At 64.5% G+C, this 22,051-nt stretch carries 23 protein-coding genes; 12 read left to right on the top strand and 11 right to left on the bottom strand.

The window, feature by feature from the left end:
- Nucleotide 1: 1 nt before the first annotated feature.
- Entirely contained in the window at nucleotides 2-466 is a 465-nt protein-coding gene (locus tag KZO25_RS16675; protein ID WP_223137841.1) for a hypothetical protein, read from the top strand.
- On the opposite strand, the gene ahcY is transcribed toward KZO25_RS16675, so the two are convergent.
- Both ahcY and metK read right to left on the bottom strand, forming a co-directional pair.
- Nucleotides 463-1,872: an adenosylhomocysteinase gene (ahcY, locus tag KZO25_RS16670; RefSeq protein ID WP_223137840.1), complete on the bottom strand. Its 1,410-nt coding sequence runs from the start codon at nucleotides 1,870-1,872 to the stop codon at nucleotides 463-465. The genes KZO25_RS16675 and ahcY overlap by 4 nt on opposite strands.
- Nucleotides 1,873-2,041: 169 nt before the next feature.
- Entirely contained in the window at nucleotides 2,042-3,262 is a 1,221-nt protein-coding gene (gene metK / locus KZO25_RS16665; protein WP_066443455.1) for a methionine adenosyltransferase, read from the bottom strand.
- Between the two features lie 313 nt (nucleotides 3,263-3,575).
- Here metK and tkt point away from each other — a divergent pair, with 313 nt between their 5' ends.
- On the top strand, nucleotides 3,576-5,567 hold the full coding sequence (tkt, locus tag KZO25_RS16660) for a transketolase (protein WP_223137839.1): 1,992 nt from the start codon (nucleotides 3,576-3,578) through the stop codon (nucleotides 5,565-5,567).
- A gap of 93 nt (nucleotides 5,568-5,660) precedes the next feature.
- Here tkt and KZO25_RS16655 read toward each other — a convergent pair whose 3' ends face one another.
- From KZO25_RS16655 to KZO25_RS16645, 3 genes are all read right to left on the bottom strand, one after another.
- Nucleotides 5,661-6,713: a class I fructose-bisphosphate aldolase gene (locus tag KZO25_RS16655; protein WP_223137838.1), complete on the bottom strand. Its 1,053-nt coding sequence runs from the start codon at nucleotides 6,711-6,713 to the stop codon at nucleotides 5,661-5,663.
- A gap of 126 nt (nucleotides 6,714-6,839) precedes the next feature.
- Nucleotides 6,840-7,241 carry an Hsp20/alpha crystallin family protein gene (locus KZO25_RS16650; RefSeq protein ID WP_223137837.1) on the bottom strand — a complete coding sequence of 134 codons (402 nt, stop codon included), beginning with the start codon at nucleotides 7,239-7,241 and terminating at the stop codon, nucleotides 6,840-6,842.
- Between the two features lie 22 nt (nucleotides 7,242-7,263).
- The gene (locus KZO25_RS16645; RefSeq protein ID WP_066443437.1) at nucleotides 7,264-7,731 is read right to left on the bottom strand and encodes an Hsp20/alpha crystallin family protein; all 468 of its coding nucleotides are present in this window, start codon (nucleotides 7,729-7,731) and stop codon (nucleotides 7,264-7,266) included.
- A 163-nt stretch (nucleotides 7,732-7,894) separates the two neighbouring features.
- On the opposite strand from KZO25_RS16645, the gene KZO25_RS16640 reads away from it, so the two are divergent.
- The 6 genes from KZO25_RS16640 (at nucleotide 7,895) to KZO25_RS16615 (ending at nucleotide 12,817) form a co-directional block, all read left to right on the top strand.
- Entirely contained in the window at nucleotides 7,895-8,251 is a 357-nt protein-coding gene (locus KZO25_RS16640) for a CidA/LrgA family protein (protein WP_066443435.1), read from the top strand.
- Nucleotides 8,244-8,966, top strand: a complete 723-nt coding sequence (locus KZO25_RS16635) for an LrgB family protein (protein ID WP_066443432.1) — start codon at nucleotides 8,244-8,246, stop codon at nucleotides 8,964-8,966. Before KZO25_RS16640 ends, KZO25_RS16635 begins: the two co-directional genes overlap by 8 nt.
- A gap of 74 nt (nucleotides 8,967-9,040) precedes the next feature.
- The gene (locus KZO25_RS16630; RefSeq protein WP_223137836.1) at nucleotides 9,041-10,066 is read left to right on the top strand and encodes a type I glyceraldehyde-3-phosphate dehydrogenase; all 1,026 of its coding nucleotides are present in this window, start codon (nucleotides 9,041-9,043) and stop codon (nucleotides 10,064-10,066) included.
- Nucleotides 10,067-10,129: 63 nt separating this feature from the next.
- Nucleotides 10,130-11,296: a phosphoglycerate kinase gene (locus tag KZO25_RS16625; RefSeq protein ID WP_223137835.1), complete on the top strand. Its 1,167-nt coding sequence runs from the start codon at nucleotides 10,130-10,132 to the stop codon at nucleotides 11,294-11,296.
- A gap of 113 nt (nucleotides 11,297-11,409) precedes the next feature.
- Nucleotides 11,410-12,474 carry a class II fructose-bisphosphate aldolase gene (gene fba, locus KZO25_RS16620; protein WP_223137834.1) on the top strand — a complete coding sequence of 355 codons (1,065 nt, stop codon included), beginning with the start codon at nucleotides 11,410-11,412 and terminating at the stop codon, nucleotides 12,472-12,474.
- Nucleotides 12,475-12,631: 157 nt separating this feature from the next.
- Nucleotides 12,632-12,817, top strand: coding sequence for a hypothetical protein (locus KZO25_RS16615; RefSeq protein ID WP_223137859.1), 186 nt, complete (start codon nucleotides 12,632-12,634; stop codon nucleotides 12,815-12,817).
- Nucleotides 12,818-13,023: 206 nt separating this feature from the next.
- Here KZO25_RS16615 and KZO25_RS16610 read toward each other — a convergent pair whose 3' ends face one another.
- The gene (locus tag KZO25_RS16610) at nucleotides 13,024-13,359 is read right to left on the bottom strand and encodes a hypothetical protein (protein WP_223137833.1); all 336 of its coding nucleotides are present in this window, start codon (nucleotides 13,357-13,359) and stop codon (nucleotides 13,024-13,026) included.
- Between the two features lie 138 nt (nucleotides 13,360-13,497).
- The gene (locus KZO25_RS16605) at nucleotides 13,498-13,887 is read right to left on the bottom strand and encodes a hypothetical protein (RefSeq protein ID WP_223137858.1); all 390 of its coding nucleotides are present in this window, start codon (nucleotides 13,885-13,887) and stop codon (nucleotides 13,498-13,500) included.
- A gap of 522 nt (nucleotides 13,888-14,409) precedes the next feature.
- Here KZO25_RS16605 and KZO25_RS16600 point away from each other — a divergent pair.
- The 3 genes from KZO25_RS16600 (at nucleotide 14,410) to KZO25_RS16590 (ending at nucleotide 16,037) form a co-directional block, all read left to right on the top strand.
- Nucleotides 14,410-15,108 carry an HAD family hydrolase gene (locus tag KZO25_RS16600; protein WP_066443401.1) on the top strand — a complete coding sequence of 233 codons (699 nt, stop codon included), beginning with the start codon at nucleotides 14,410-14,412 and terminating at the stop codon, nucleotides 15,106-15,108.
- A gap of 133 nt (nucleotides 15,109-15,241) precedes the next feature.
- Nucleotides 15,242-15,616 (top strand): translation initiation factor Sui1, encoded by a 375-nt coding sequence (locus KZO25_RS16595; RefSeq protein WP_223137832.1) that lies wholly within the window; start codon nucleotides 15,242-15,244, stop codon nucleotides 15,614-15,616.
- Between the two features lie 13 nt (nucleotides 15,617-15,629).
- Nucleotides 15,630-16,037, top strand: coding sequence for a YbaY family lipoprotein (locus tag KZO25_RS16590; protein WP_223137831.1), 408 nt, complete (start codon nucleotides 15,630-15,632; stop codon nucleotides 16,035-16,037).
- Here the strand turns inward: KZO25_RS16590 and KZO25_RS16585 are convergent.
- Nucleotides 16,009-16,872: an NAD-dependent protein deacetylase gene (locus KZO25_RS16585; RefSeq protein WP_223137830.1), complete on the bottom strand. Its 864-nt coding sequence runs from the start codon at nucleotides 16,870-16,872 to the stop codon at nucleotides 16,009-16,011. The genes KZO25_RS16590 and KZO25_RS16585 overlap by 29 nt on opposite strands.
- A 112-nt stretch (nucleotides 16,873-16,984) precedes the next feature.
- On the opposite strand from KZO25_RS16585, the gene KZO25_RS16580 reads away from it, so the two are divergent.
- A complete protein-coding gene (locus tag KZO25_RS16580; protein ID WP_223137829.1) occupies nucleotides 16,985-17,899 on the top strand; it encodes a nuclease-related domain-containing protein in 915 nt (304 codons plus the stop codon).
- 75 nt (nucleotides 17,900-17,974) lie between these two features.
- On the opposite strand, the gene KZO25_RS16575 is transcribed toward KZO25_RS16580, so the two are convergent.
- The 3 genes from KZO25_RS16575 to glnL form a co-directional block, all read right to left on the bottom strand.
- On the bottom strand, nucleotides 17,975-19,309 hold the full coding sequence (locus KZO25_RS16575) for a deoxyguanosinetriphosphate triphosphohydrolase (protein WP_066443387.1): 1,335 nt from the start codon (nucleotides 19,307-19,309) through the stop codon (nucleotides 17,975-17,977).
- 72 nt (nucleotides 19,310-19,381) lie between these two features.
- Nucleotides 19,382-20,794, bottom strand: a complete 1,413-nt coding sequence (gene ntrC / locus KZO25_RS16570) for a nitrogen regulation protein NR(I) (protein ID WP_223137828.1) — start codon at nucleotides 20,792-20,794, stop codon at nucleotides 19,382-19,384.
- Nucleotides 20,787-21,860 (bottom strand): nitrogen regulation protein NR(II), encoded by a 1,074-nt coding sequence (gene glnL, locus KZO25_RS16565; RefSeq protein ID WP_316935778.1) that lies wholly within the window; start codon nucleotides 21,858-21,860, stop codon nucleotides 20,787-20,789. Before glnL ends, ntrC begins: the two co-directional genes overlap by 8 nt.
- Between the last annotated feature and the right edge of the window lie 191 nt (nucleotides 21,861-22,051).

The following is a 22,051-nucleotide window of genomic DNA, read 5'->3' as shown; positions in this document are numbered from 1 at the left end:
GATGGAAGAGCTGCTGACTCGGCTTGCGGCGACCCCGCTGGCCGAGTGGATGCGCCTGTCGCGGTGGGGCTATGCCGCGGTCAACGCTCTGCATGTGCTGGGTATTGGCCTGATGATCGGCGCCATCGCTGCCCTCGACCTGCGCCTGATGGGGTGGCGCCGCGACCTCCCGCTTTGCGCACTGGCCCGGTTGCTGCAGCCGGTGGCTATCGGCGGGCTGCTGCTGGCCATCGCCATGGGTGGCATGCTGTTTCTCGCCGACCCCACCGGCTATGCCGGCATGCCGCTCTTCCAGCTCAAGCTGGGACTGATCGGCCTGGCGATCGCCAATGCCCTGCTGCTCAACCTGGGGCCGGGGCTGGCCAAGGCAACGGCGCTACGGCTGCGTATCAGCGGCGCACTGTCACTTGGCCTGTGGCTCTCCGCCCTGGTTGCCGGACGCTTCCTCGCCTTCGTCGATGGCTAGTAGCGATAGGTGTCGGGCTTGAACGGCCCCTCCACCGGCACCCCGGTGTACTCGGCCTGGCCCTCGGACTGGCGCGTGAGCACCCCGCCGAAGCCCTCGACCATGTAGCGGGCCACCTCTTCGTCGAGATGACGCGGCAGCACGGTGACTTCCAGGCCGTCGCGCCGCTCCGCCTCGGGCAGGTCGGCGAAGCGCCGCTCGAAGAGATGGATCTGCGCCAGCACCTGATTGGCGAAGGAGCCGTCCATGATCCGCGAGGGGTGGCCCGTGGCGTTGCCCAGGTTCACCAGGCGGCCTTCGGAGAGCAGCAGCAGGTAGTCGCTGCTTGCCGGGTCGAAGCTGCCCGGCTTGCTGTCGCGGTAGACCTTGTGCACCTGAGGCTTGATCTCCTCCCAGTGCCAGTGGCGACGCATGTAGCCGGTATCGATCTCGTTGTCGAAGTGGCCGATATTGCAGACCACGGCGCCGGCCTTGAGCGCCTCGAGCATGTCGGCATCGCAGGCCCGGATATTGCCGGTGCAGGTCACTACCAGGTCGATTCGACCCAGCAGTGCTCGATCGATGCTGTCACGCCCACGATTGACGCCATCCACATAGGGCGACACCACTTCAAAGCCGTCCATGCACGCCTGCATGGCACAGATCGGGTCGATCTCGGAGACCTTGACGATCATCCCCTCCTGGCGCAGCGACGCCGCCGAGCCCTTGCCCACGTCGCCGTAGCCCACCACCAGCGCCTGCTTGCCGGCCAGCAGGTGGTCCAGGCCGCGCTTGATCGCATCGTTGAGCGAATGGCGGCAGCCATACTTGTTGTCGTTCTTCGACTTGGTCACGGCATCGTTGACGTTGATCGCCGGCACCTTGAGCAAGCCGTCGCGCAACATCTCCTGAAGCCGATGGACGCCGGTGGTGGTCTCCTCCGAGATACCATGAACCTCGGCCAGCAGCTCAGGTCGCTTCTCGTGCATCAGTGCCGTGAGGTCACCGCCGTCGTCCAGCACCATGTTGGGTCGCCAGTCGTCGGGGCCTTCCACGGTCTGCTCGATGCACCACCAGAACTCCTCCTCCGTCTCGCCCTTCCAGGCGAACACCGGGATGCCGGCGGCGGCAATGGCGGCGGCAGCATGATCCTGTGTAGAGAAGATATTGCACGAGGACCAGCGAACCGAAGCCCCCAGGTCGATCAGGGTTTCGATCAGCACCGCCGTCTGGATGGTCATGTGGATGCATCCGGCGATACGGGCTCCCGCCAGCGGCTGCTCTGCATGGTATTTCCTGCGGATCGCCATCAGTGCAGGCATCTCGGTCTCGGCGATGCGAATCTCGCGACGCCCCCAGTCGGCCAGCGCGATATCGGCGACCTTGTAGTCCTGAGCGTTCAGGGCAGAAACGGCGGCCTGGTTCATGCGTCACCTCGTCGAATGAAATCGGTGACCCTCACTATAGGCCCAGCGGGGGGCCCAATGCCAAATCATCCCTTTCACGCTAGCACCAGGAGTCCTGCGGCACACGACGCAAACGCCCGGCTCGAAGCCGGGCGTCAGTCATCAGCGCAAGTATGGCTGCAGGCAGTGATTACAGGCCGGCGGCCTGCCGCAGCGCCTGGGCACGATCGACCCGCTCCCAGGGAAAGGCCGTGAAGGTCTCCGTCTGCTCCTGCCCCGTGTCGTCCTTCCAGCTGTAGGAGGTCTCGAAGGGCTCACGGCCGAAATGACCGTAGGCCGCGGTGAGCTGATACATGGGGTGGAGCAGGTCGAGCATACGGGTGATGGCAAAGGGGCGCAGGTCGAAGTGCTCGCGCACCAATTCGATGATACGCGCCTCATCCACCTTGCCGGTACCAAAGGTGTTGATGGACACCGAGGTAGGCTGGGCCACGCCGATGGCGTAGGAAACCTGGATTTCGCACTTGTCGGCCAGGCCCGCAGCGACGATGTTCTTGGCCACGTAGCGGCCTGCATAGGCGGCGCTGCGATCGACCTTGGAGGGGTCCTTGCCGGAAAACGCGCCGCCACCGTGGCGCGCCATGCCGCCATAGGTGTCGACGATGATCTTGCGCCCGGTCAGGCCGCAGTCGCCAACCGGCCCACCGATGACGAACTTGCCGGTGGGGTTGATGTGGTACTGGGTGGACTCGGTCAACCACTCCGCGGGGATCACCTGCTCGATGATCTCGTGCTTGACCATCTTGCGCAGCTCTTCCGGGTCGATGTCCGGGTCATGCTGGGTCGAAAGCACCACCGCTTCGACGCCGCTGGGCATGCCGGCTTCGTCATAGCGGAAAGTAATCTGGCTCTTGGCATCCGGGCGCAGCCAGGGCAGGAGACCATGCTTGCGCAGCTCGGCCTGACGCTCCACCAGTCGATGGGCGTAATGGATCGGCGCCGGCATGAAGGAGGCGGTCTCGTTGGTGGCATAGCCGAACATCAAGCCCTGGTCACCGGCACCCTGATCCTCGGGCTTGATACGATCGACGCCCTGGGCGATGTCCACGCTCTGCTTGCCGATCAGATTGAGCACCCCGCAGGTTTCGCCATCGAAGCCCACCTCGGAGGAGGTGTAGCCGATACCGGTGATGACCTCGCGCACCAGCGCCTCGAGATCGACCCAGGCCGATGTGGTGATCTCGCCGGCGACGATCGCCACGCCGGTCTTGACCAGTGTCTCGCAGGCCACGCGAGCGTGCTTGTCCCGGGCGATGATCGCATCCAGCACCGCATCGGAAATCTGGTCGGCGATCTTGTCCGGATGTCCTTCGGACACGGACTCGGAAGTGAACAGGGAGTATTCGCTCATGGGCATCCTCGACCATCTGGGTAACGGCAAAACGCAGTAGCGCAATTCTCGACAGGATAACAGCCCCTGCCGATACAGGTGGACTCGATGCGGCAGGAGAGAAAATTCAGGCTTTTCGGGGCAAAGAGTTTACACGCTGGTACCTTTTGAGACACCCGCCATTTGATGACCGGCGGCAAGTCGGCGACAATAGGCGGCCGAAATTCGACCGCGCCGCCGCCATCCTGCGGCGCCCCAGCCAGAATGCAACCCCGGCGGGCATTTAGGTGCCGTAGCGGGCTACCCATTCTGCCGCAGGTGAGGAGCCAACCCAATGCCGTCCCGTTTCGAACTGGCCAATGCCATTCGCGCCCTGTCCATGGACGCCGTACAGAAGGCCAAGTCCGGTCACCCCGGCGCCCCAATGGGCATGGCCGATATCGCCGAAGTGCTGTGGAACGACTACCTGAAGCACAACCCCAACGACCCGAAATGGCCCGACCGCGATCGCTTCGTGCTCTCCAACGGCCACGGCTCGATGCTGCTCTACTCGCTGCTGCACCTGACCGGCTACGACCTCAGCCTCGAGGAGCTGCAGAATTTCCGTCAGCTCCATGCCAAGACCGCGGGACATCCGGAATTCGGCTATGCCCCCGGCATCGAGACCACCACCGGCCCGCTGGGCCAGGGCTTGGCCAATGCCGTGGGCATGGCAATCGCCGAGAAGACCCTGGCGGCCCAGTTCAACCGCCCGGGGCACACCGTCGTCGACCATAACACCTGGTGCTTCGTGGGTGACGGCTGCCTGATGGAGGGCATCTCCCATGAGGTCAGCTCACTGGCCGGCACCCTGGGGCTGGGCAAGCTGATCACCTTCTACGACGACAACGGCATCTCCATCGACGGCGAGGTGGAAGGCTGGTTCACCGACGATACCGCCAAGCGCTTCGAGTCCTACGGCTGGCACGTGGTCCCCAATGTCGATGGCCACAAGCCTGAGGAGGTCAAGGCGGCCATCGAGCTGGCCAAGAGCCACGAGGACCGGCCCAGCCTGATCATCTGCAAGACCGTGATTGGCTTCGGCGCCCCCAACAAGCAGGGCAAGGAGGAATGCCACGGCGCACCGCTGGGCGACGACGAGGTCGCCGCAGCCCGCGAGCAGCTCGGCTGGCCCCATGCCCCCTTCCACGTGCCTGAGCCGGTTTACCAGGGATGGGACGCCCGTGCAGCTGGCAAGAGTGCCCAGGAAGCCTGGCAGGCCAGGTTCGAGCGCTATCGCGAGGCCCATCCGGCGCTCGCCAAGGAATTCCTGCGCCGCATCCAGTGCAAGCTGCCGACGGAGATCACCAGCGAGGCCCTGATCGAGAAGGCCCAGCAGAAGGGCGAGAGCATCGCCTCGCGCAAGGCGTCGCTGGCCTGCCTGAACGAGCTCGGCCCTCAGCTGCCCGAACTGCTTGGCGGCAGCGCCGACCTGGCGCCCTCCAACCTGACCTTCTGGAGCGGCGCCAAGGCGATCTCCAAAGAGGATGCCAGCGGCAACTACCTGCACTACGGCGTGCGCGAGTTCGGCATGGGCGCGATCATGAACGGCATCGTGCTCCACGGTGGGTTCATTCCCTACGGCGCCACCTTCCTGATCTTCATGGAGTACATGCGCAACTCGGTGCGCATGGCGGCACTGATGGGCAAGCGTGCCGTCTACGTCTTCACCCACGACTCCATCGGCCTGGGCGAGGACGGCCCCACCCACCAGCCCATCGAGCAGCTGACCAACCTGCGCACCACGCCGAACCTTTCCACCTGGCGCCCCTGCGACGCGGTGGAGACCGCCGCCGCCTGGGATGCCGCCATCAAGCGCAATTCCGGACCCACGGCGCTGGTGCTGTCGCGCCAGAACCTGCCGCACCAGGCGCGCACCAAGCAGCAGTTGGCCGAGATCCAGCGCGGCGGGTACATCCTGCGCGACTGCGCGGGCACACCGGCGCTGATCCTGATCGCCACCGGCTCCGAGGTCGGCCTGGCCATGGAGGCCGCCGCCGAACTGGAAGGGCAGGGTCATGCGGTTCGCGTGGTCTCGATGCCTTCGGCCTATCGCTTCGACGGTCAGGACGCCGAGTACCGCGATAGCGTGCTGCCGAAAGCGGTGACCAAGCGTATTGCCATCGAGGCCGGCCACGCCGACTACTGGTACAAGTACGTGGGCCTCGACGGCCGGGTGATCGGCATGCATACCTACGGTGAATCCGCCCCGGCGGGCGACCTGTTCAAGCACTTCGGCTTCACCGTCGATAACGTCGTCAAGCAGGCCCAGGAGCTGCTGGGCTGATTAGCAGCGGCATTGAGCGGTATGCACGGTAATAGTAAGGGCGCGACCTGACCGGTCGCGCCCTTTTTCCTTCCCTTTGGCCTGGATGCAGGCTCAGGCGACAGTCACGCCACTGTCCAGATAGACGTCCTGGATGGCCTGGAGCAGCTCCACGCCTTCGGTAACCGGCTTCTGGAAGGCCTTGCGGCCGGAGATCAGCCCCATGCCGCCGGCACGCTTGTTGATCACCGCGGTACGCACCGCCTCGCCCAGGTCCGTATTGCCCTTGGAGCCGCCCCCGGAGTTGATCAGCCCGGCGCGCCCCATATAGCAGCAGGCTACCTGATATCGAGCCAGGTCGATGGGATGATCGGAGGTCAGTTCCTCGTAGACCTTGACGTGGGTATGGCCAAAGCCGATATCGCTGTAGCCGCCGTTGGTTTCCGGCAGCTTCTGCTTGACGATATCCGCCTTCAGCGTCGAGGCGAGGTGGTTGGCCTGGCCGGTGAGGTCGGCGGCCACGTGGTAATCCTTGCCGTCCTGCTTGAAGCCCGGGTTGCGCAGGTAGGCCCAGAGCACCGTCGCCATACCCAGCTGATGGGCCCGCTCGAAGGCCTCGCTAATCTCCATGATCTGTCGCCGGCTTTCCGGCGAACCGAAATAGATGGTCGCACCCACCGCGGCACAGCCCATGTCGTGGGCCTGCTCCACCTCGGCGAACAGCGTCTGGTCATAGAGCGCCGGATAGGTCAGGGTCTCGTTGTGGTTGAGCTTGAGAATCATGGGAATGCGATGGGCATAGCGGCGCGCCACCGAGGACAGCACGCCGAGCGTCGAGGCAACGCCATTGCAGCCCCCCTCCAGCGCCAGCTCGACGATGTTGGCCGGGTCGAAGTAGCGCGGGTTGGGTGCGAAGGAGGCGCCGGCGGAGTGCTCGATGCCCTGATCGACCGGCAGCAGGCTCAAGTAGCCGGTACCCGCCAGGCGGCCATGATTGAACAGCGCCTGCAGGTTGCGCAGCACGGCGGGACTGCGGTCGCTGTCGCTCATTACCCGGTCGATGAAATCGGGGCCGGGCAGGTGCAGCTGCTCACGAGGAAAGCCGCGGCAGCGGTGATCAAGCAGGTAGTCGGCGTCGTCACCCAGTAGTTGGGGAATATCAGTCATATTGCTCCTCTCCTTGGTTATGGCCTTCACTTTCCCCAGCGTAGTGGAAACCGTACCGAGCGCGCGCCTCGCTTGCAAATGCAGGCGCCCTCCCGGTGGGAGAGCGCCTCGAAGAGCGACGATCGATCAGGCTGCCCTGACCTCGATGCGACGCCGATGGTGGGTCTGCTTCTTCGGCAGCAGCAGGTGCAGGACGCCGTTGTCGAGTCGAGCCTCGATCGCACCGGCATCGATCTCGTGGCTGAGGGTGAAGCGACGTGCGAAGCGCTGTGCCTGCACCTCGGCATAGATCGCCGACATCCCCTCCGGCATGTCGAGGCGGATCTCACCATCGATGGTCAGCACATTGTTGTCCACCTCGATGCTCAGCGAGTCGGACGTGACGCCGGGCATATCGGCAATCAGGTGCAGAGCGTTGCCCTCTTCATGGATATCCACCGATGGCTGCAGCGCCCTGCCGAGATCCCGCTCGGCGGCCTGAGCCTCGGCAGGCTCGCGGGGCGTATCACGACGTGTGACATCGTTCATGGCGGTTCACCTCCCTCAGTCGTTAAGCATCATGGGATTGAATTTCGATACGACGCGGCTTGAGCTCTTCACGCTTGGGCAGGTGGATCACGAAGACACCGTTCTTCGAGCGTGCCTCGGCGCGATCGGAATCCAGCCCTTCCGGCAGCGCGATGGAGCGGGAGAACTCGCCCCTGCTGCGCTCACGCCGGAAATAGGGGCGCTGGCCACTCTCCTGCGTCGCCGTATCGTCATCGGCACGCCGCCCCTGCAGCGTCAAGACATTGTCCTGGATACTGATCTCCATCTCATCGGCTGACAGCCCGGCCGCAAAGACATAGACTCGCACCGCATCATCGGTACGGCCGATGTTGATCATGGGAAAACTGCCCGTGGGCACCGAACGGATGTTGGCGAGGCCGGGGTCGGGAAACAGCTCGTCCAGCAGCTCCCGGAACCGGTCCGCTCCCCGCAGCGGCCCACTGTCGAAACGCCTGAGATCTCCGAACATGGCGAACACCTCCTACGTAGTCGGGTTGGGGTCAGAAGGCGGCCGGGTTGACCCCGAGCCTTCCTATACAGGCAAATAGGAGCGCTTGCGCGGTTTTCAAGCCCCTGGTCTATCGTTTTTCGCACGGGTTTTCGAGCCGCTTATTTTCGTGCCAAGGAATGTCATGTCGTCGCTCTACGGATTTCTCTGGCTGGTGGGGTTTCTGCTGTTGGGAGAGGCCCTGGTATGGCTACTGCATCTGCCGGTCTCCCCCGGGGTGGTGGGCATGCTCGCCTTGACCCTGTGGCTGATGATGAGGGGCCGCGTCAGCCAGGAAATACAGTCCGCCAGCCAACCCCTGATCGCGATACTGGCCATGCTGATCATGCCCGGTGTGGTGGGGGTGTTCTTCATCGTCGAGGCGTTTGCCGGCCAGTGGCTCATCGTCGGTGTGGCGCTGGTGCTCGGCACCCTGCTCAGCGTCGCCACCACGCTCTGGCTGATGCTGCGCTTCATGCCGAAGGCGGGTTCCGATGAATGAGGGCCTGGCAGGGCTGCAATCGGTGTTGCTCGAGACACCCATGCTGGCCATTTTCCTGACCCTGGCCGCCTACCTCACCGGCGCACGTCTATTCCTGCGCCTGGGCAAGCCGAGCTGGTGCCCCGCGGTACTGATCGCCGCGATGCTGCTGGCCGCGACCCTGGCGCTGACCGGTATCGACTACGATGACTATCGCGCCGGCGCCGGCTGGCTGATGCTGCTGCTCGGCCCCGCCACCGTGGCACTGGCCGTGCCGCTATACCAACAGCTGCCGCGCATTCGCGAGCTCTGGCTTCCGGTCCTCTGCACCCTGCCCCCGGCGGCCATGCTGGCCGCGCTCTACTCGGTGGGGCTCGCCTGGCTGCTCGGCGCCACGCCCGAGGTACTCGCCTCCCTGGCGCCAAAGTCGGTGACCGCACCGATCGCCATGGGCATCACCGAGCAGCTCGGCGGAGTCATTCCCCTGATGATGGGCGGCCTGTTGATCACCGGCGTGATGGCCACCGCCTTCGTCGGACTACTGTCTCGCTGGCTGGGTATCCGCGACGAGCGGGTACTGGGCTTCGTCCTGGGCGTCAACGGCCATGTGATCGGTACGGTACGCGCTTTCGAATACGGGACCACCGCCGGCGCCTTCGCCTCGCTGGGCATGAGCCTGACCGGCATCTTCAGCGCTCTCTTCCTGCCCCTCGCCTGGCGACTGGTGGGGCTCTAGAGCAGACGCTAGGCCCGCAAATGCGCTAGAATCGCCGGCTTGTGTCCCCCGCTTCAGGAGTGCCAGGCAGCCACATGGCCCATCGCATCGCCATCAACGGTTACGGTCGTATCGGCCAGTGCGTGCTGCGCGCCCTGGAAGAACGCCATGCTCCCGAACTGGAAGTCGTGGCGATCAACGAACTGTCCGACTTGGACACCATCGCCTACCTGACCCGCTACGACACCACCCACGGCCGCTTCCCCGGCAGCGTCACGGCAGACAACGGCCGGCTCGTGGTCAACGGACGCCCGATACGAATTCTCTCGGAAGCCGATCCGTCACGGCTGCCCTGGGACGCGCTGGGCATCGACCTGGTGCTGGAATGCTCGGGCAGCTTCAAGGATCGCGCCACGGCAGAGCGCCACCTTGCCGCCGGCGCCGGCCGCCTGCTCTTCTCCCAGCCGGCGGAGAGCGACGTGGATGCCACCATCGTCTGCGGCATCAACGACGACGCCCTGGCACCGCACCACCGCATCGTCTCGGCGGCCTCCTGTACCACCAATTGCCTGATACCGGTACTCACCGTGCTCGATGAGGCGCTGGGCATCGAGCACGGCGTGACCACCACCGTACACTCGGCCATGAACGACCAGCCGGTGATCGACGCCTACCACCAGACCGACCTGCGCCTGACCCGCTCGGCGATGCACTCCATCGTCCCGGTGGACACCAGCCTGGCGCGCGGCATCAACCGCCTGATGCCGCACCTGGCCGGCCGCTTCGAGTGCCTGCACATGCGGGTGCCGACCATCAACGTCTCGGCCATGGACCTGTCGATCTGCGTCCGCCGCGATACTTCGGCCGCCCAGGTCAACGCCCTGCTGCGCCACGCCTGCCAGGGCCACCTGGCCGGGCTGCTGGGCTATACCGAGGAGCCCATGGCCTCCAGCGACTTCAACCACGACCCCCGCTCGGGTATCGTGGACGCCACTCAGACCCGGGTGGCGGGCGGCCGCCTGATCAAGCTGCTGTGCTGGTTCGACAATGAATGGGGCTTTGCCAACCGCATGCTCGACGTGAGCCAGCGGCTCGCGGCCATGCCCACGGACAGCCCATGAGCCAGTTACCATGCCCTGCTCCAATGACCCCGCTTCGGTTTCTCAAATGAGGAAGACGCCCCGATGAACGTGCTCAAGATGACCGACCTCGACCTCTCCGGACAGCGCGTGCTGATCCGCGAGGACCTGAACGTACCCGTCAAGCACGGCAAGGTGAGCAGCGATGCCCGTCTGCGGGCCTGCCTGCCGACGATCAAGGCCGCCCGTGACGCCGGTGCCAAGGTGATGCTGATGAGCCACCTGGGCCGCCCCACCGAGGGCGAGCCGGCCGAGGAGTTCTCGCTGGCCCCGGTGGCCGAGCACCTGGGCCAGCTGCTCGGCCGCCCGGTCACCCTGATCAAGGAGTATCTGGACGCCTCGCTGGACCTGGCCGACGGTGAAGTGGTGCTGCTCGAGAACGTACGCTTCAATGTCGGTGAGAAGGGCGACGACGAGACCCTCTCCCGGCAGTACGCCGAACTGTGCGATATCTACGTCATGGACGCCTTCGGTACCGCCCACCGTGCCCAGGCCTCCACCCACGGCGTGGCCCGCTTCGCCCCCCAGGCCTGCGCCGGCCCGCTGCTGGCCGCCGAACTCGACGCCCTGAAGAAGGCGCTGGCCACGCCGAAGCGCCCCATGGTTGCCATCGTCGGTGGCTCCAAGGTCTCCACCAAGCTCGACGTGCTCAACGCCCTCTCAGAGAAGTGCGACCAGCTGATCGTCGGCGGCGGTATCGCCAACACCTTCATTGCGGCGGCCGGGTACAATGTCGGCAAGTCACTGCATGAAGCCGATCTGGTCGGCCAGGCCAAGGAACTGATGACACGGGTTGAGATCCCCCTGCCCACCGACGTGGTCGTCGCGACGGAGTTCTCCGAGCAGGCCTCCGCCGTGGTCAAGCCGGTGGATCAGGTGGGCGACGACGAAATGATTCTCGACATCGGCCCCGATACCGCCGGCCGCCTGGCCGGGCTGCTCAAGGACGCCGGCACCATCCTGTGGAACGGCCCCGTCGGCGTGTTCGAGATCGACCAGTTCGGCCACGGCACCGAGGCGCTGTCACGGGCCATCGCCGAGAGCAACGGCTTCTCCATCGCCGGTGGCGGCGATACCCTGGCCGCCATCGACAAGTACGGCATCAGCGATCGCGTCTCCTATATCTCCACCGGTGGCGGGGCCTTCCTCGAATACGTGGAAGGCAAGACCCTGCCGGCGGTGAAGGCCCTGGAAGACGCCGCCGAACGCTGAGACGACTCACCCCCGGCACCTTAATCGGCGCGGCCACGGCCGCGCCGTCATTGCACAAACCGATTGCACAGACCGGTTGCATAGACAGATTGCACACAGAGGCAGGTAATTTCATGGCACTGATCAGCATGCGCCAGATGCTGGACCACGCCGCCGAATACGGCTACGGCGTTCCGGCTTTCAACGTGAACAACCTCGAGCAGATGCGGGCCATCATGGAAGCCGCCGACAAGACGGACTCCCCGGTCATCGTCCAGGCCTCCGCCGGCGCCCGCAAGTACGCCGGCGCACCCTTCCTTCGCCACCTGATTCTCGCCGCCGTGGAGGAATTCCCGCACATTCCGGTGGTCATGCATCAGGACCATGGCACCAGCCCCGCGGTGTGCCAGCGCTCCATCCAACTGGGCTTCTCCTCGGTGATGATGGACGGTTCACTGGGTGAAGACGGCAAGACGCCGATGGATTACGACTACAACGTCGACGTCACCCGCCGTACCGTGGAGATGGCCCACGCCTGTGGCGTCTCGGTGGAGGGCGAGCTGGGTTGCCTGGGCAGCCTGGAGACCGGCATGGCCGGCGAGGAGGACGGTATCGGCGCCGAGGGCAAGCTGGACATGGACCAGCTGCTCACCGACCCCGAGGAGGCCGCCGATTTCGTCAAGGCGACCCAGGTCGACGCCCTGGCCATCGCCATCGGCACCAGCCATGGCGCCTACAAGTTCACCAAGCCGCCCACCGGCGATACGCTGTCGATCCAGCGCATCAAGGAGATCCACGCCCGCATCCCCGACACCCACCTGGTGATGCACGGCTCCTCTTCGGTGCCCCAGGAGTGGCTGGCGATCATCAACGAGTTCGGCGGCGAGATCCCCGAGACCTACGGCGTGCCGGTCGAGGAGATCGTCGAGGGCATCAAGCACGGCGTGCGCAAGGTCAACATCGACACCGACCTGCGCCTGGCCTCCACCGGCGCGGTGCGTCGCTTCCTGGCCCAGAACCCGTCCGAGTTCGACCCACGCAAGTTTCTCAAGGAGACCGTCAGCGCCATGCGCGACGTCTGCATCGCCCGCTACGAGGCCTTCGGCTGTGCCGGCAACGCCAGCCGCATCAAGCCGATCAACCTCGAGGAGATGTTCCTGCGCTACGAACGGGGCGAGCTGGACCCGAAGGTGAAGTAACGCATTGTCTTGATACGCCGAGGCGGCCTGGATGGCCGCCTTTTTTGTCTTCTTTTGCCAGGCACCCAGGCGAAGGCAACCCAGGTTATTGTTATCCGGCCAGCGAGGCACTCAGACTGCCGATAGTGTATTTCACTCCCTGCACAAGGACGCACCCATGAAGACGTTCACCCCCTATTCGCTGGTCCCGCTCAACCCCGCAGCCATGATGGACGTCTGGAAGCTCGGCGTCATGGCATTCGAACTCTGGTCGACCTCGATCTCTACCATCACCCTGCGCAATGGCCTCTGGCAAACCCAGGCGCCCAACAGCGCCAACTCTCGCCGCCTTTCCAAAGGCTGAGGGCAACCGGAGCACCTCCCAGCAAGCCGCTTGCCATAGCGGATACCGTCTTCGCACCCAATAGCGACATCATTGAAGAGGCGAGCCCCAGGAGGCCCCATCGTAGTGCTGCTGTGGCCACTGGACTACCTCTGGTGGCAGTGGCTGGGTTGGCTGTAGCACGCCTTGCCGATAGGCGGGCGCGATGAATAACGCCAGCAGGCCGATCAATCACTCAACTGATCGGCCTCATCCGGATCAGCCTGCTGCTTGCTCGCTTCTTGCCAGTCATCTTCAGAGCCGGTATTGAAGTCGGCCTCGGCATCTGGCTCCGCTTCGCCCCCAGTATCCGAATCGATTTCGACACTGGCCTCCGTTCCGGTCTCTATATCCGCATCGGCACCTGTTCTGCCCGCCCCCATGGCCTCGTCGGGGTCCGATGGCTGCGCTGTCTCGGCTGGCGATTGCTGTTGTGGTGAATCGGCCACCACCAAGGGGCTTGCACAAAGGCCTAGTGCGATACCGGCAACGCCGATTTTCCTGAGAAATTCCATGGATAACATGTCGATTACCTCCGTCACATAGAACCGCCCCCGACATAGTCGGGGGCGGGTGAGGTGGATGACGCTATATCGTCAACCTTGAGGAGACGTCACCGCCCGTCCCTGGGCAGTGACCGCCTTCCCTGGCAGCATCAGGTCTTACCAGTCCTGATCGTCTTCCTCATCCTCGTCCCACTCTTCATCTTCATATTCGTCTTCCCACTCGTCGGTGGTCTCATCTTCCCACTCATCATCCGAGTCGAAATCAGCACCAGCGCCAGCGCCAGCTTCCGCACCGGTCTCGCCGGCACCCACGCCAACACCCGTGTCAGCGCCTGCGCCTGCTTCAGCACCGGTGTCGTCATCAAATCCGGTGTCAGCACCTGCACCCACGTCTGCATCACCACCCGCTTGGGGAGCGGCTTGCTCCGGCACGGCACCTTGCTCGTCCTCTTCATCATGGAAGTCGGCAAACGCCAGCGGGCTGGCGGTCAGGCCAAATGTGATACCGACAATGCCGAGTTTCTTGAGAAATTCCTTGGACATCATGTTCGTACCTCCAATGGGTCAGAACTTGAGTTTCCTGGTGAAGCCGCTAGGCTTCGCTCGTCGTACCGGAAAGCCATTTACCAGACTGCTGGTAGTGGGTTCACCGGCTTGTCTTGCTCACCCTGACTGCTGCAGAGAGCGGGCCAACCTATGCCAATAAAATGAATAGTCTTTGAGTTTCATTAACTTCACGCCAGCTCAGCTCACACACTCACTCCCCTGGGAGCCTGGCAAGGGTGGCGTGTTTTGGCACATGCGCCTGGTAGGCCCAGTAATTCGCCCGGATAGCGTATAGGGAGGAGGGCAGGAAACAACGCAAGCATTTTGCGATGCCAGCACGGTAGAAGTCCGCACTGCCGATGCCTGCGCAGACTTGAAGTATGGCCAGGGACGAGCAATACTGTTTGGAAACAGCGTTCGTAAAGGTTCGTCGTTTTACATTCAACTTTCTGCAGAGCATGCCGATAACGGGTATATGGTTACATTTCGACAAGCCTCTGTCCTAGTGAGGGATGTTCGGCCATGACAAGTCCCCTCTGCCTGCTGTTCGATTGTGATGGAACCCTGGTGGACAGCGAGCCTCTGCTGGCTGCCGAGATGGCCGTCAGCCTGACGCGACTGGGCTTGCCATTTCAGGCCAGTGACTACATCGGCGAATTCCGCGGTAGCCGCTTTCGCAATATCGTGACGGTACTGGAAAGTCGCTACGGCAGCGTGGACCCGCTTCATCTGGCCGAAACCGAGAGCGAAATGCGCAGCAATCTCAACCGACGTCTCGAAACCGAGCTGGTGGCGATCGCGGGCGCGACCGAGGCCTTGATGGCACTGGCCGACTTCCCCAGTGGCGTGGTGTCCAACGGGCCCGAGAACAAGATTCAAACCTCCCTCAAGGCCATCGGCCTGGCCAATCACTTCGGCAATAACCTCTTCAGCGGCTATACCGCCAACTGCTGGAAACCCGACCCCCAGCTCTACCTCCACGCGGCCAATCGGATGGGGTTCCAAGCCGAGGATTGCGTCGCCATCGACGACGCCATGGTCGGGGTCAAGGCCGCCCTGGATGCGGGGATGACAGTGATCCATCTCAACCGCTTCCCCGATGTGGAAGAAACCCCTGAAGGGGCCATCATGATCAGCAGCATGTATCAGTTGCCGACCGTGATCGGTCATCTCCTGCATCATCGCGCCATGGACTACCGTATGGCCGCCTATAGCCGCTGATGCTTGCCGGGCAAAACCCTATACCTCTCCACTCGCCCTGCCTTGCACTGCCCTTGTCGATGGCATGCGGCAATGCAGACCGCACCCTCCGGCGGTATCATCTGACTATCGTTTTAGCGTTCAAGGAGTTCCCATGGCCTCTCTGCGGGACCAGTTGCATGGCCTTGTCTATTCCACAGAGCACGGCGATATCTGCCCGGAGTGCCGCCAGCCTCAGGCAGACTGCAGCTGCGCCGAAGTCGCCGAGCAGAGCCGCATCGCGGCACTTGATGGCGTCGTGCGCATTCGCCGGGAAACAAGCGGACGCAAGGGCAAGGGCGTGACCACGGTTTCCGGCATCCCTCTGCCCGATGCCGAACTGAAGACCCTGGCCAAGCGTCTCAAGAAGCGCTGTGGAACCGGTGGCGCCGTCAAGGATGGCATCATCGAGATCCAGGGCGATCATCGCGAGGTACTCAAGGCCGAGCTGGAGCGTAGCGGCTATTCCGTGAAGCTGGCCGGTGGCTGACAAGGAGAATGACATGCAAGATATGACGACTGTTGCGACTCGCCCGTCGGGCAAGCTGGCACTGGGGCTGCTCATGCTGCTGGTCTTGGCCGGCTGCGCCGGCACCCCGCAGTTCACCGAGCTGCAGGCTCGCGTGATACCACCCGATCCGCTGACGCTGAGCGACGATGCCGAGCTGAACGTACGCCTCAGCGATGCCGACGGCACCCTGGCCGAAACCACGCTCACCCACCTGGGAACGCCCCCCTGGCCCGTGGCGCTGCGCCACGACAGTCAGGCCCTAGATGAGGCCAGCTCCCCTCAGTTGAGCGCTGAGCTGCGCCAGGGGGGCGAGCTGACCCACGCTACCAGCGAGCCAGTGCTGCTGGAAGAGCGCACTCGGGATGAGCCCGTCACCCTGCCGCTTGCCCCGCGCCAATAAGCATCGCCGAAACGGCATTCAGTGTCTCCCCGACTGGCGCTTCGACCTTCAGCGTATAGAGCGCATCCGCCCGGGTGTGCCCCAGGTTGAGGCAGGCGATGGGCTTGCTGGCACCGGCTGCCTGGCGAGCGAAGCGGTACCCCGAATAGACCATCAGCGACGAACCGATGACCAATAGTGCGCCGGCCTCATCGATCATGGCCCTGGCTCGCGCCACGCGCTCGCCGGGCACGCTGTCTCCGAAGAAGACCACGTCGGGCTTCCAGACCCCCTGGCCACAGCGACGACATCCGGGCACCTGGAAGTCGGAAAAGTCCGATTCCAGGTCCGCATCGCCGTCGGGCATTGCCACCGCCTCCCTGTCCAACCAGTGCGGATTGCACTCGGCCAGTTCGGCATGCAGGTCATGGCGCATGCGTAGCGCCCCGCACTGCATGCAACGGACCTGCTCGGCACGGCCATGCAGGTCGATGACCCGTCGCGAGCCAGCCTTCTGGTGCAGCCCATCCACGTTCTGAGTGATAACCCCCGCCACCAACCCCTCGGCTTCGAGCTGGGCCAGCGCCGTATGGGCGACACCCGGGCGAGCCCGGTGCAGGGTACGAAAGCCGACCAGCGCCCGCGCCCAGTAGCGCTGCCGTGCTGCATGGCTGCTCATGAACTGCTGGTGCTGCATCGGCGGTGAACACTTCCAGGCACCGCTGGCATCGCGATAGTCGGGGATGCCGCTTTCGGTACTCACCCCGGCCCCGGTCAACACCGCCAGCCTCGGATGGCGGGTCAGGAAGTCCGCAAGGCGTCCGGAAGCCTCCACCGCCATTGGCACATCGCTCATCGTCTCTCCGGCGTCTTTCCACCGCCTTGATGCAATCAACATGGCTCTTCTGGTGGAAGGTTGTCTAGAATGTCATGCTTACGTGACTATAACAGGCAAGGAAGAACCCCCGATGGCCTGGCTGGAATACCTGCTCCCCCTGATCTTCCTGTTTCCCCTCGGGGCAATGGCAGTGATCGTGATCGCGCTGCGCAACCTGCACGATGCACGGGTGCGCTCGCCGTTCAACGCTCGCCCCCTGCGGGAACCCGGTCAGGCCCTCCGCGACAGGCTCGACCGTGCCTTCGCCGCCCTGTTCCTGGATGGCGCCCTGGGGCCGATCGTGTCACTGGCGCCACTCGTCTACGGCATGGGCCGCATGCTCTTTGCCAGCCGGCAGAACTGGCTGGAATGGGCCTTCTACGGCGCACTCAGCACCGTGCTGGTGCTGATCTACTGCTTCCTGCTGATCCGCGACTTCCAGCTGATCCGTCGCATCAAGCTGGGCCTGGCCTGTGAACTCGCCGTGGGCCAGGAGCTGGAGCGCATGATTCACCCCGAAGCGCACCCCTACTACGTCTTTCACGATGTGCCCACCGACACCGATACCATCGACCACGTGGCTGTCACCCCCCACGGGGTCTTCGTGGTCGAGACCCGCGCTCGTACCCGTCCTTTCACGGCTGACGGTCGAGAGATCAATGTGGTGACCGTGGAGCCGAAGCGCCTTCGCTTTCCCGGCTGGAGCGAGCAGCGCCCCCTGGCGAAGACGCTGGCCACCACCCGCTGGCTGGGCGAGTGGCTGGAGAACCGCTGCGGCGCACCGGTGCCCATCATGGGGGTGCTGACCCTGCCCGGCTGGGACATCATCTGCGCCGGCACGCCGGAAGGCCTGATGGTAGTCAGCGGCGAGTCACTTGCCCAGCAACTGGAAGAGAAGCAGCTGGGGCCAATCGATGACGACATGCACGACAAGGTGATCGCGGCGCTCATCGAGCGCGCCGCCGAACTGGAGAAGAATACGCCGCTGAACGCCCCCTCCATCTGAGGGGCGGCTCAATCGAAGCCGGCGATGCTTGGCCATTGGCCAAGCGGCCGCGGTCCTGGCCGGCCTTCACAGCGTTCAGTCCCCTCGCAGCCGACCGCCCATCTCCTGGGCCAGGTCCACCGCATAGTGGTCGGTCATCCCGCCGATGAAGTCGAGCATGCGTCGATAGCTGTCATACAGCGTCCAAGAGGGGCGCGGCGTGTTCTCGCCGACCAGCGCCAGCACCCGCTGGTGCTTGAAGCTCGACTCACCGGTGTGGTGCAGCTCGTGGGCCGCACCGATAAAGGCCTCCAGCAGGATGCCAAGCGTGGTGTAGGCGCCGATCTCCAGCTTGGCCTTGCGTTCGTTCTGGAAGATGCGCTCACGCGCCAGCTGCTTGGCCGCCGCCACCCCCCAGCCCAGGTCGGGATGGCAGAGCTCCAGCAGGTCGCTGGTCAGGGTACCGTTGAGCAGCGCCGTCTCATGGTCGACGAAGACCGCCCCCACATCGTTGACCGCCCGCTCCATGGCCGCACCGCGCAGGGCGGCGATACGCCGACGCTGGGAGACACCGCTGCGCTCCATGGCGGCATAGTCCGGCGGGGCGTCGCCGGCGATCTGCAGCAGCACGTCGGCCACCTCGTCGAAGCGCAGGATGCCCATTTCCAGGCCGTCCTCCAGGTCGAGCAGGGCGTAGCAGATGTCGTCGGCCGCCTCGACCAGCCAGGCCAGCGGGTGACGACACCAGCGCCCCTCGCCCCGGGGCACCAGCCCCAGGCGGTCGGCCACCTCGGCCAGCAGCGCCTTCTCGCTCTGATAGCAGCCGAACTTCCCGGCACTGCCGCCGTGCTCCACCGTCCAGGGGTACTTCAAGAGTGTCCCCAGCGTCGCCGTGGTCAGCCGCATGCCGCCACGGAACTGGTTGTACTCGATCTGGGTGACCACCCGGAACCCCTGGGCGTTGCCCTCGTAGGTGAGCAGGTCAGCGCGTTCGCGCTCCGACAGTCCCTTGAGCAGCCCGCTGCCGTCGGCCTCGGCGCACTTGAACCAGTCGCGAATGGCATATTCACCGGCGTGGCCGAAGGGCGGGTTGCCGATATCGTGCCCCAGGCAAGCCGCCTGGACGATGACACCCATGTCGGCTGGAGTGATCCACTCCGGCAACCGCTCGCGCAGCAGCTCGCCGACGATCATGCCCAGCGAGCGCCCCACGCAGCCCACCTCCAGGGAATGGGTCAGCCGGGTGTGGATATGGTCGTTGTCGGTGAGGGGATGCACCTGGGTCTTGCGCCCCAGGCGGCGAAAGGAGCCGGAAAAGACGATCCGGTCATGATCCTTGTGGAAGGGGCTGCGACCGATCTCATCACGGCCGGCGCGGCCGCCGTAGAGTCGCGAGGGGTCGAGCAAGCGCTGCCAGTGCATCTGCGTCATGGGCTATCTCTCCTTGAAGCCCCCATTCTGGCACCACAGTGGCGGTAAAGGCCACGCCCCGGTACCGCCTTCTCACTCCCCGTCGGCCAATGCCGGCAGCAGTGTCTTGAGCTTGCGGGTCAGTGTGTTGCGCCCCCAGCCGAGCAGCTCGGCGGCCTCGCCCTTGCGCCCACCGGTATGTTTCAGCGCAGTCTCGATCAGGATCTTCTCGAAGTCGGGAACCGCTTCTTCCAGCAGATGGGTGTGCCCGGCGGCCAGCGCCCGGTCGGCCCAGTCGCGAAAGGCCGCGCGCCAATCGCCATTGCCCCTTTCCGCTGCCTCCGGCTCACGCAGCTCCGGCGGCAGGTCCTCGATCAGGACCTCGCGTCCGGATGCCATCACCGTCAGCCAGCGGCAGGTATTCTCCAGCTGGCGCACGTTGCCGGGCCATGGTAGCCGGGTCAGGTGGGTCTCGGCATCCTTGGTGAGCACCTTGACGTCGGTCGACAGCTCCTTGGACGCCTCGGCCAGGAAGTGCCGCGCCAGCCGCGGGATATCCTCGCGCCGCTCGGCCAGCTTCGGCAGATGCACGCGGATCACGTTGAGGCGATGGAAGAGATCCTCACGAAAGCGTCCGTCCTCGACCAGGGTCTCGAGGTTCTGATGGGTCGCGGCAATGATGCGCACGTCCACCTTCACCGGCGTGTGACCGCCGACCCGGTAGAATTCGCCGTCGGCCAGTACCCGCAGCAGCCGGGTCTGGGTCTCGGCAGGCATGTCACCGATCTCGTCGAGAAACAGCGTACCGCCATCGGCCTGCTCGAAGCGCCCCTGGCGCTGGGCAGTGGCACCGGTAAAGGCCCCCTTCTCATGGCCGAACAGCTCCGACTCGATCAGGTCACGTGGTATCGCCGCCATGTTCAGCGCGATGAACGGCCTACCCGCCCGCGGGCTGTGCTGATGCAGGGCGCGGGCCACGCGCTCCTTGCCGGTACCCGACTCACCGTTGATCAGCACCGTGATGTGGGAGTGCGACAGCCGGCCGATGGCGCGAAACACCTCCTGCATCGCCGGGGCCTCGCCGATGATCTCGGCATCCAGCCCCTCGGGCACGCTGACCGGCCGCTTGCGCTCCCGGGCATGGGCGACGGCACGACGCACCAGCGCCAACGCCTCGTCGACGTCGAAGGGCTTGGGCAGGTACTCGAAGGCACCGCCCTGATAAGAGGCAACCGCACTATCCAGGTCGGAGTGTGCGGTCATCACGATGACCGGCAGGTCGGGATGCACATCCCGCACCCGTGACATCAGGTCCAGGCCGTCGATGCCCGGCATGCGAATATCGGTAACCAGTACATCCGGCGGGTCGTCCAGCAGCCGGCTGAGCGCCAGGTCGGCCCGCTCGATGCATTCGACATCGAGGTCGGGCTGGGCCAGGGCGCGCTCCAGCACCCAGCGAATGGCACGATCATCATCGACGACAGCGACACGTGCGACATCAGTCATGGCGCCTCTCCAGGGGTATAAGCAAGCGAAATTCGGTATGACCAGGGCTGGATTCGCATTCGATCAAGCCCTGATGTTGATGCAGGATGCCCTGCGCGATGGACAGCCCCAGTCCGCTGCCTTCGGCACGGCCCGACACCATGGGGTAGAAGAGCGTCTCCTGCAGGCTCTCGGGAACGCCAGGGCCGTTGTCGATCAGCGCCACCTCGCAGACCAGGCGATGTCTCTCCGCACCCAGCGTGAACTGACGCCGTGCCCGGGTTCTCATCAGCAGGTGCGGCTGTTCCGTGCCGGCCTCTGCCATGGCTTCCACGGCGTTACGTGCCACGTTCAGCACGGCCTGGATCATCTGCGCCTCGTCACCCGGGAAGTCGGGCAGACTGGGGTCGTAGTCACGCTCCACCTGAACAATCGGAGTCTCGGCCATCAGTAGAGTACGCACCCGCTCGAGCACTTTATGGATGTTGAGCGGCTCATGGCGCACCAGTTGGTTCGGGCCCAGCATGCAGTCCACCAGATCCCGCAGGCGGTCCACCTCCTCGACAATGATACGGGTGAATTCGGCAAGCGCGGGATCATCGAGGTCACGCTCCAGCAGCTGCGCGGCGCCGCGGATCCCCCCCAGCGGGTTCTTTACCTCATGGGCCAGGCCACGGGAGAGCACCTTGATCGCCTCCTGCCGGTTGAGCAGCGCCTCCTCCCGGGAGATACGCAGCAGACGGTCGCGTGGCTCCATCTCGACCAGAAGCTCCTCGTCCGAAAGCGGCGTCACGGTATAGTCGATGGTGATCACCGCACCGGTTACAAGCGCCAGCCTCACCTCCCGCTGAGTGAAGGGATGGCCATCATCGCGTGACTTGGCCAGCACCGCGCTCATGCCATCGTCCTCGGTGACCAGCGTCGACAGCCGCATCCCCTTCACGCGCCCAAGACTTACCGCCAGCAGTGCTTCAGCGGCGGGGTTCATCCAGCTCAGGCGCAGGCTGCCATCCAGTAGCAGCACCGCAGTGGTGAGGTGTTCCATCAGACGTCGATGCATTGGTCTTCTCTTGGTGTGAACACGCACCCGTTTCGCGCAGCCGGCGAAACCCCTGTGCAAGCCAGGATTCCTGTAACTACCCTAGCCACTCCTAGCTAAAGCAAGAACCGCGCCAATCTTGAAACCCACGGCTTGGCGCCGTTTCAGGGCATCGTGGCGGCCATGACCTGCACTATCATGGTGCAATAAAGAAGTGTCCACCAGCGTGGGGCGGGGAA

This window comes from Halomonas sp. ANAO-440 (assembly GCF_019915905.1).
GTDB classification, from domain to species: Bacteria; Pseudomonadota; Gammaproteobacteria; order Pseudomonadales; family Halomonadaceae; genus Halomonas; species Halomonas chromatireducens.
This window is presented reverse-complemented; position numbering and strand designations above follow the sequence as displayed.

Coding starts and splice junctions, on each gene's coding strand:
- KZO25_RS16675 (WP_223137841.1), top strand. CDS start 2: ATGGAAGAGCTGCTGACTCGGCTTGCGGCGACCCCGCTGGCCGAGTGG.
- ahcY (WP_223137840.1), bottom strand. CDS start 1,872: ATGAACCAGGCCGCCGTTTCTGCCCTGAACGCTCAGGACTACAAGGTC.
- metK (WP_066443455.1), bottom strand. CDS start 3,262: ATGAGCGAATACTCCCTGTTCACTTCCGAGTCCGTGTCCGAAGGACAT.
- tkt (WP_223137839.1), top strand. CDS start 3,576: ATGCCGTCCCGTTTCGAACTGGCCAATGCCATTCGCGCCCTGTCCATG.
- KZO25_RS16655 (WP_223137838.1), bottom strand. CDS start 6,713: ATGACTGATATTCCCCAACTACTGGGTGACGACGCCGACTACCTGCTT.
- KZO25_RS16650 (WP_223137837.1), bottom strand. CDS start 7,241: ATGAACGATGTCACACGTCGTGATACGCCCCGCGAGCCTGCCGAGGCT.
- KZO25_RS16645 (WP_066443437.1), bottom strand. CDS start 7,731: ATGTTCGGAGATCTCAGGCGTTTCGACAGTGGGCCGCTGCGGGGAGCG.
- KZO25_RS16640 (WP_066443435.1), top strand. CDS start 7,895: ATGTCGTCGCTCTACGGATTTCTCTGGCTGGTGGGGTTTCTGCTGTTG.
- KZO25_RS16635 (WP_066443432.1), top strand. CDS start 8,244: ATGAATGAGGGCCTGGCAGGGCTGCAATCGGTGTTGCTCGAGACACCC.
- KZO25_RS16630 (WP_223137836.1), top strand. CDS start 9,041: ATGGCCCATCGCATCGCCATCAACGGTTACGGTCGTATCGGCCAGTGC.
- KZO25_RS16625 (WP_223137835.1), top strand. CDS start 10,130: ATGAACGTGCTCAAGATGACCGACCTCGACCTCTCCGGACAGCGCGTG.
- fba (WP_223137834.1), top strand. CDS start 11,410: ATGGCACTGATCAGCATGCGCCAGATGCTGGACCACGCCGCCGAATAC.
- KZO25_RS16615 (WP_223137859.1), top strand. CDS start 12,632: ATGAAGACGTTCACCCCCTATTCGCTGGTCCCGCTCAACCCCGCAGCC.
- KZO25_RS16610 (WP_223137833.1), bottom strand. CDS start 13,359: ATGTTATCCATGGAATTTCTCAGGAAAATCGGCGTTGCCGGTATCGCA.
- KZO25_RS16605 (WP_223137858.1), bottom strand. CDS start 13,887: ATGATGTCCAAGGAATTTCTCAAGAAACTCGGCATTGTCGGTATCACA.
- KZO25_RS16600 (WP_066443401.1), top strand. CDS start 14,410: ATGACAAGTCCCCTCTGCCTGCTGTTCGATTGTGATGGAACCCTGGTG.
- KZO25_RS16595 (WP_223137832.1), top strand. CDS start 15,242: ATGGCCTCTCTGCGGGACCAGTTGCATGGCCTTGTCTATTCCACAGAG.
- KZO25_RS16590 (WP_223137831.1), top strand. CDS start 15,630: ATGCAAGATATGACGACTGTTGCGACTCGCCCGTCGGGCAAGCTGGCA.
- KZO25_RS16585 (WP_223137830.1), bottom strand. CDS start 16,872: ATGAGCGATGTGCCAATGGCGGTGGAGGCTTCCGGACGCCTTGCGGAC.
- KZO25_RS16580 (WP_223137829.1), top strand. CDS start 16,985: ATGGCCTGGCTGGAATACCTGCTCCCCCTGATCTTCCTGTTTCCCCTC.
- KZO25_RS16575 (WP_066443387.1), bottom strand. CDS start 19,309: ATGACGCAGATGCACTGGCAGCGCTTGCTCGACCCCTCGCGACTCTAC.
- ntrC (WP_223137828.1), bottom strand. CDS start 20,794: ATGACTGATGTCGCACGTGTCGCTGTCGTCGATGATGATCGTGCCATT.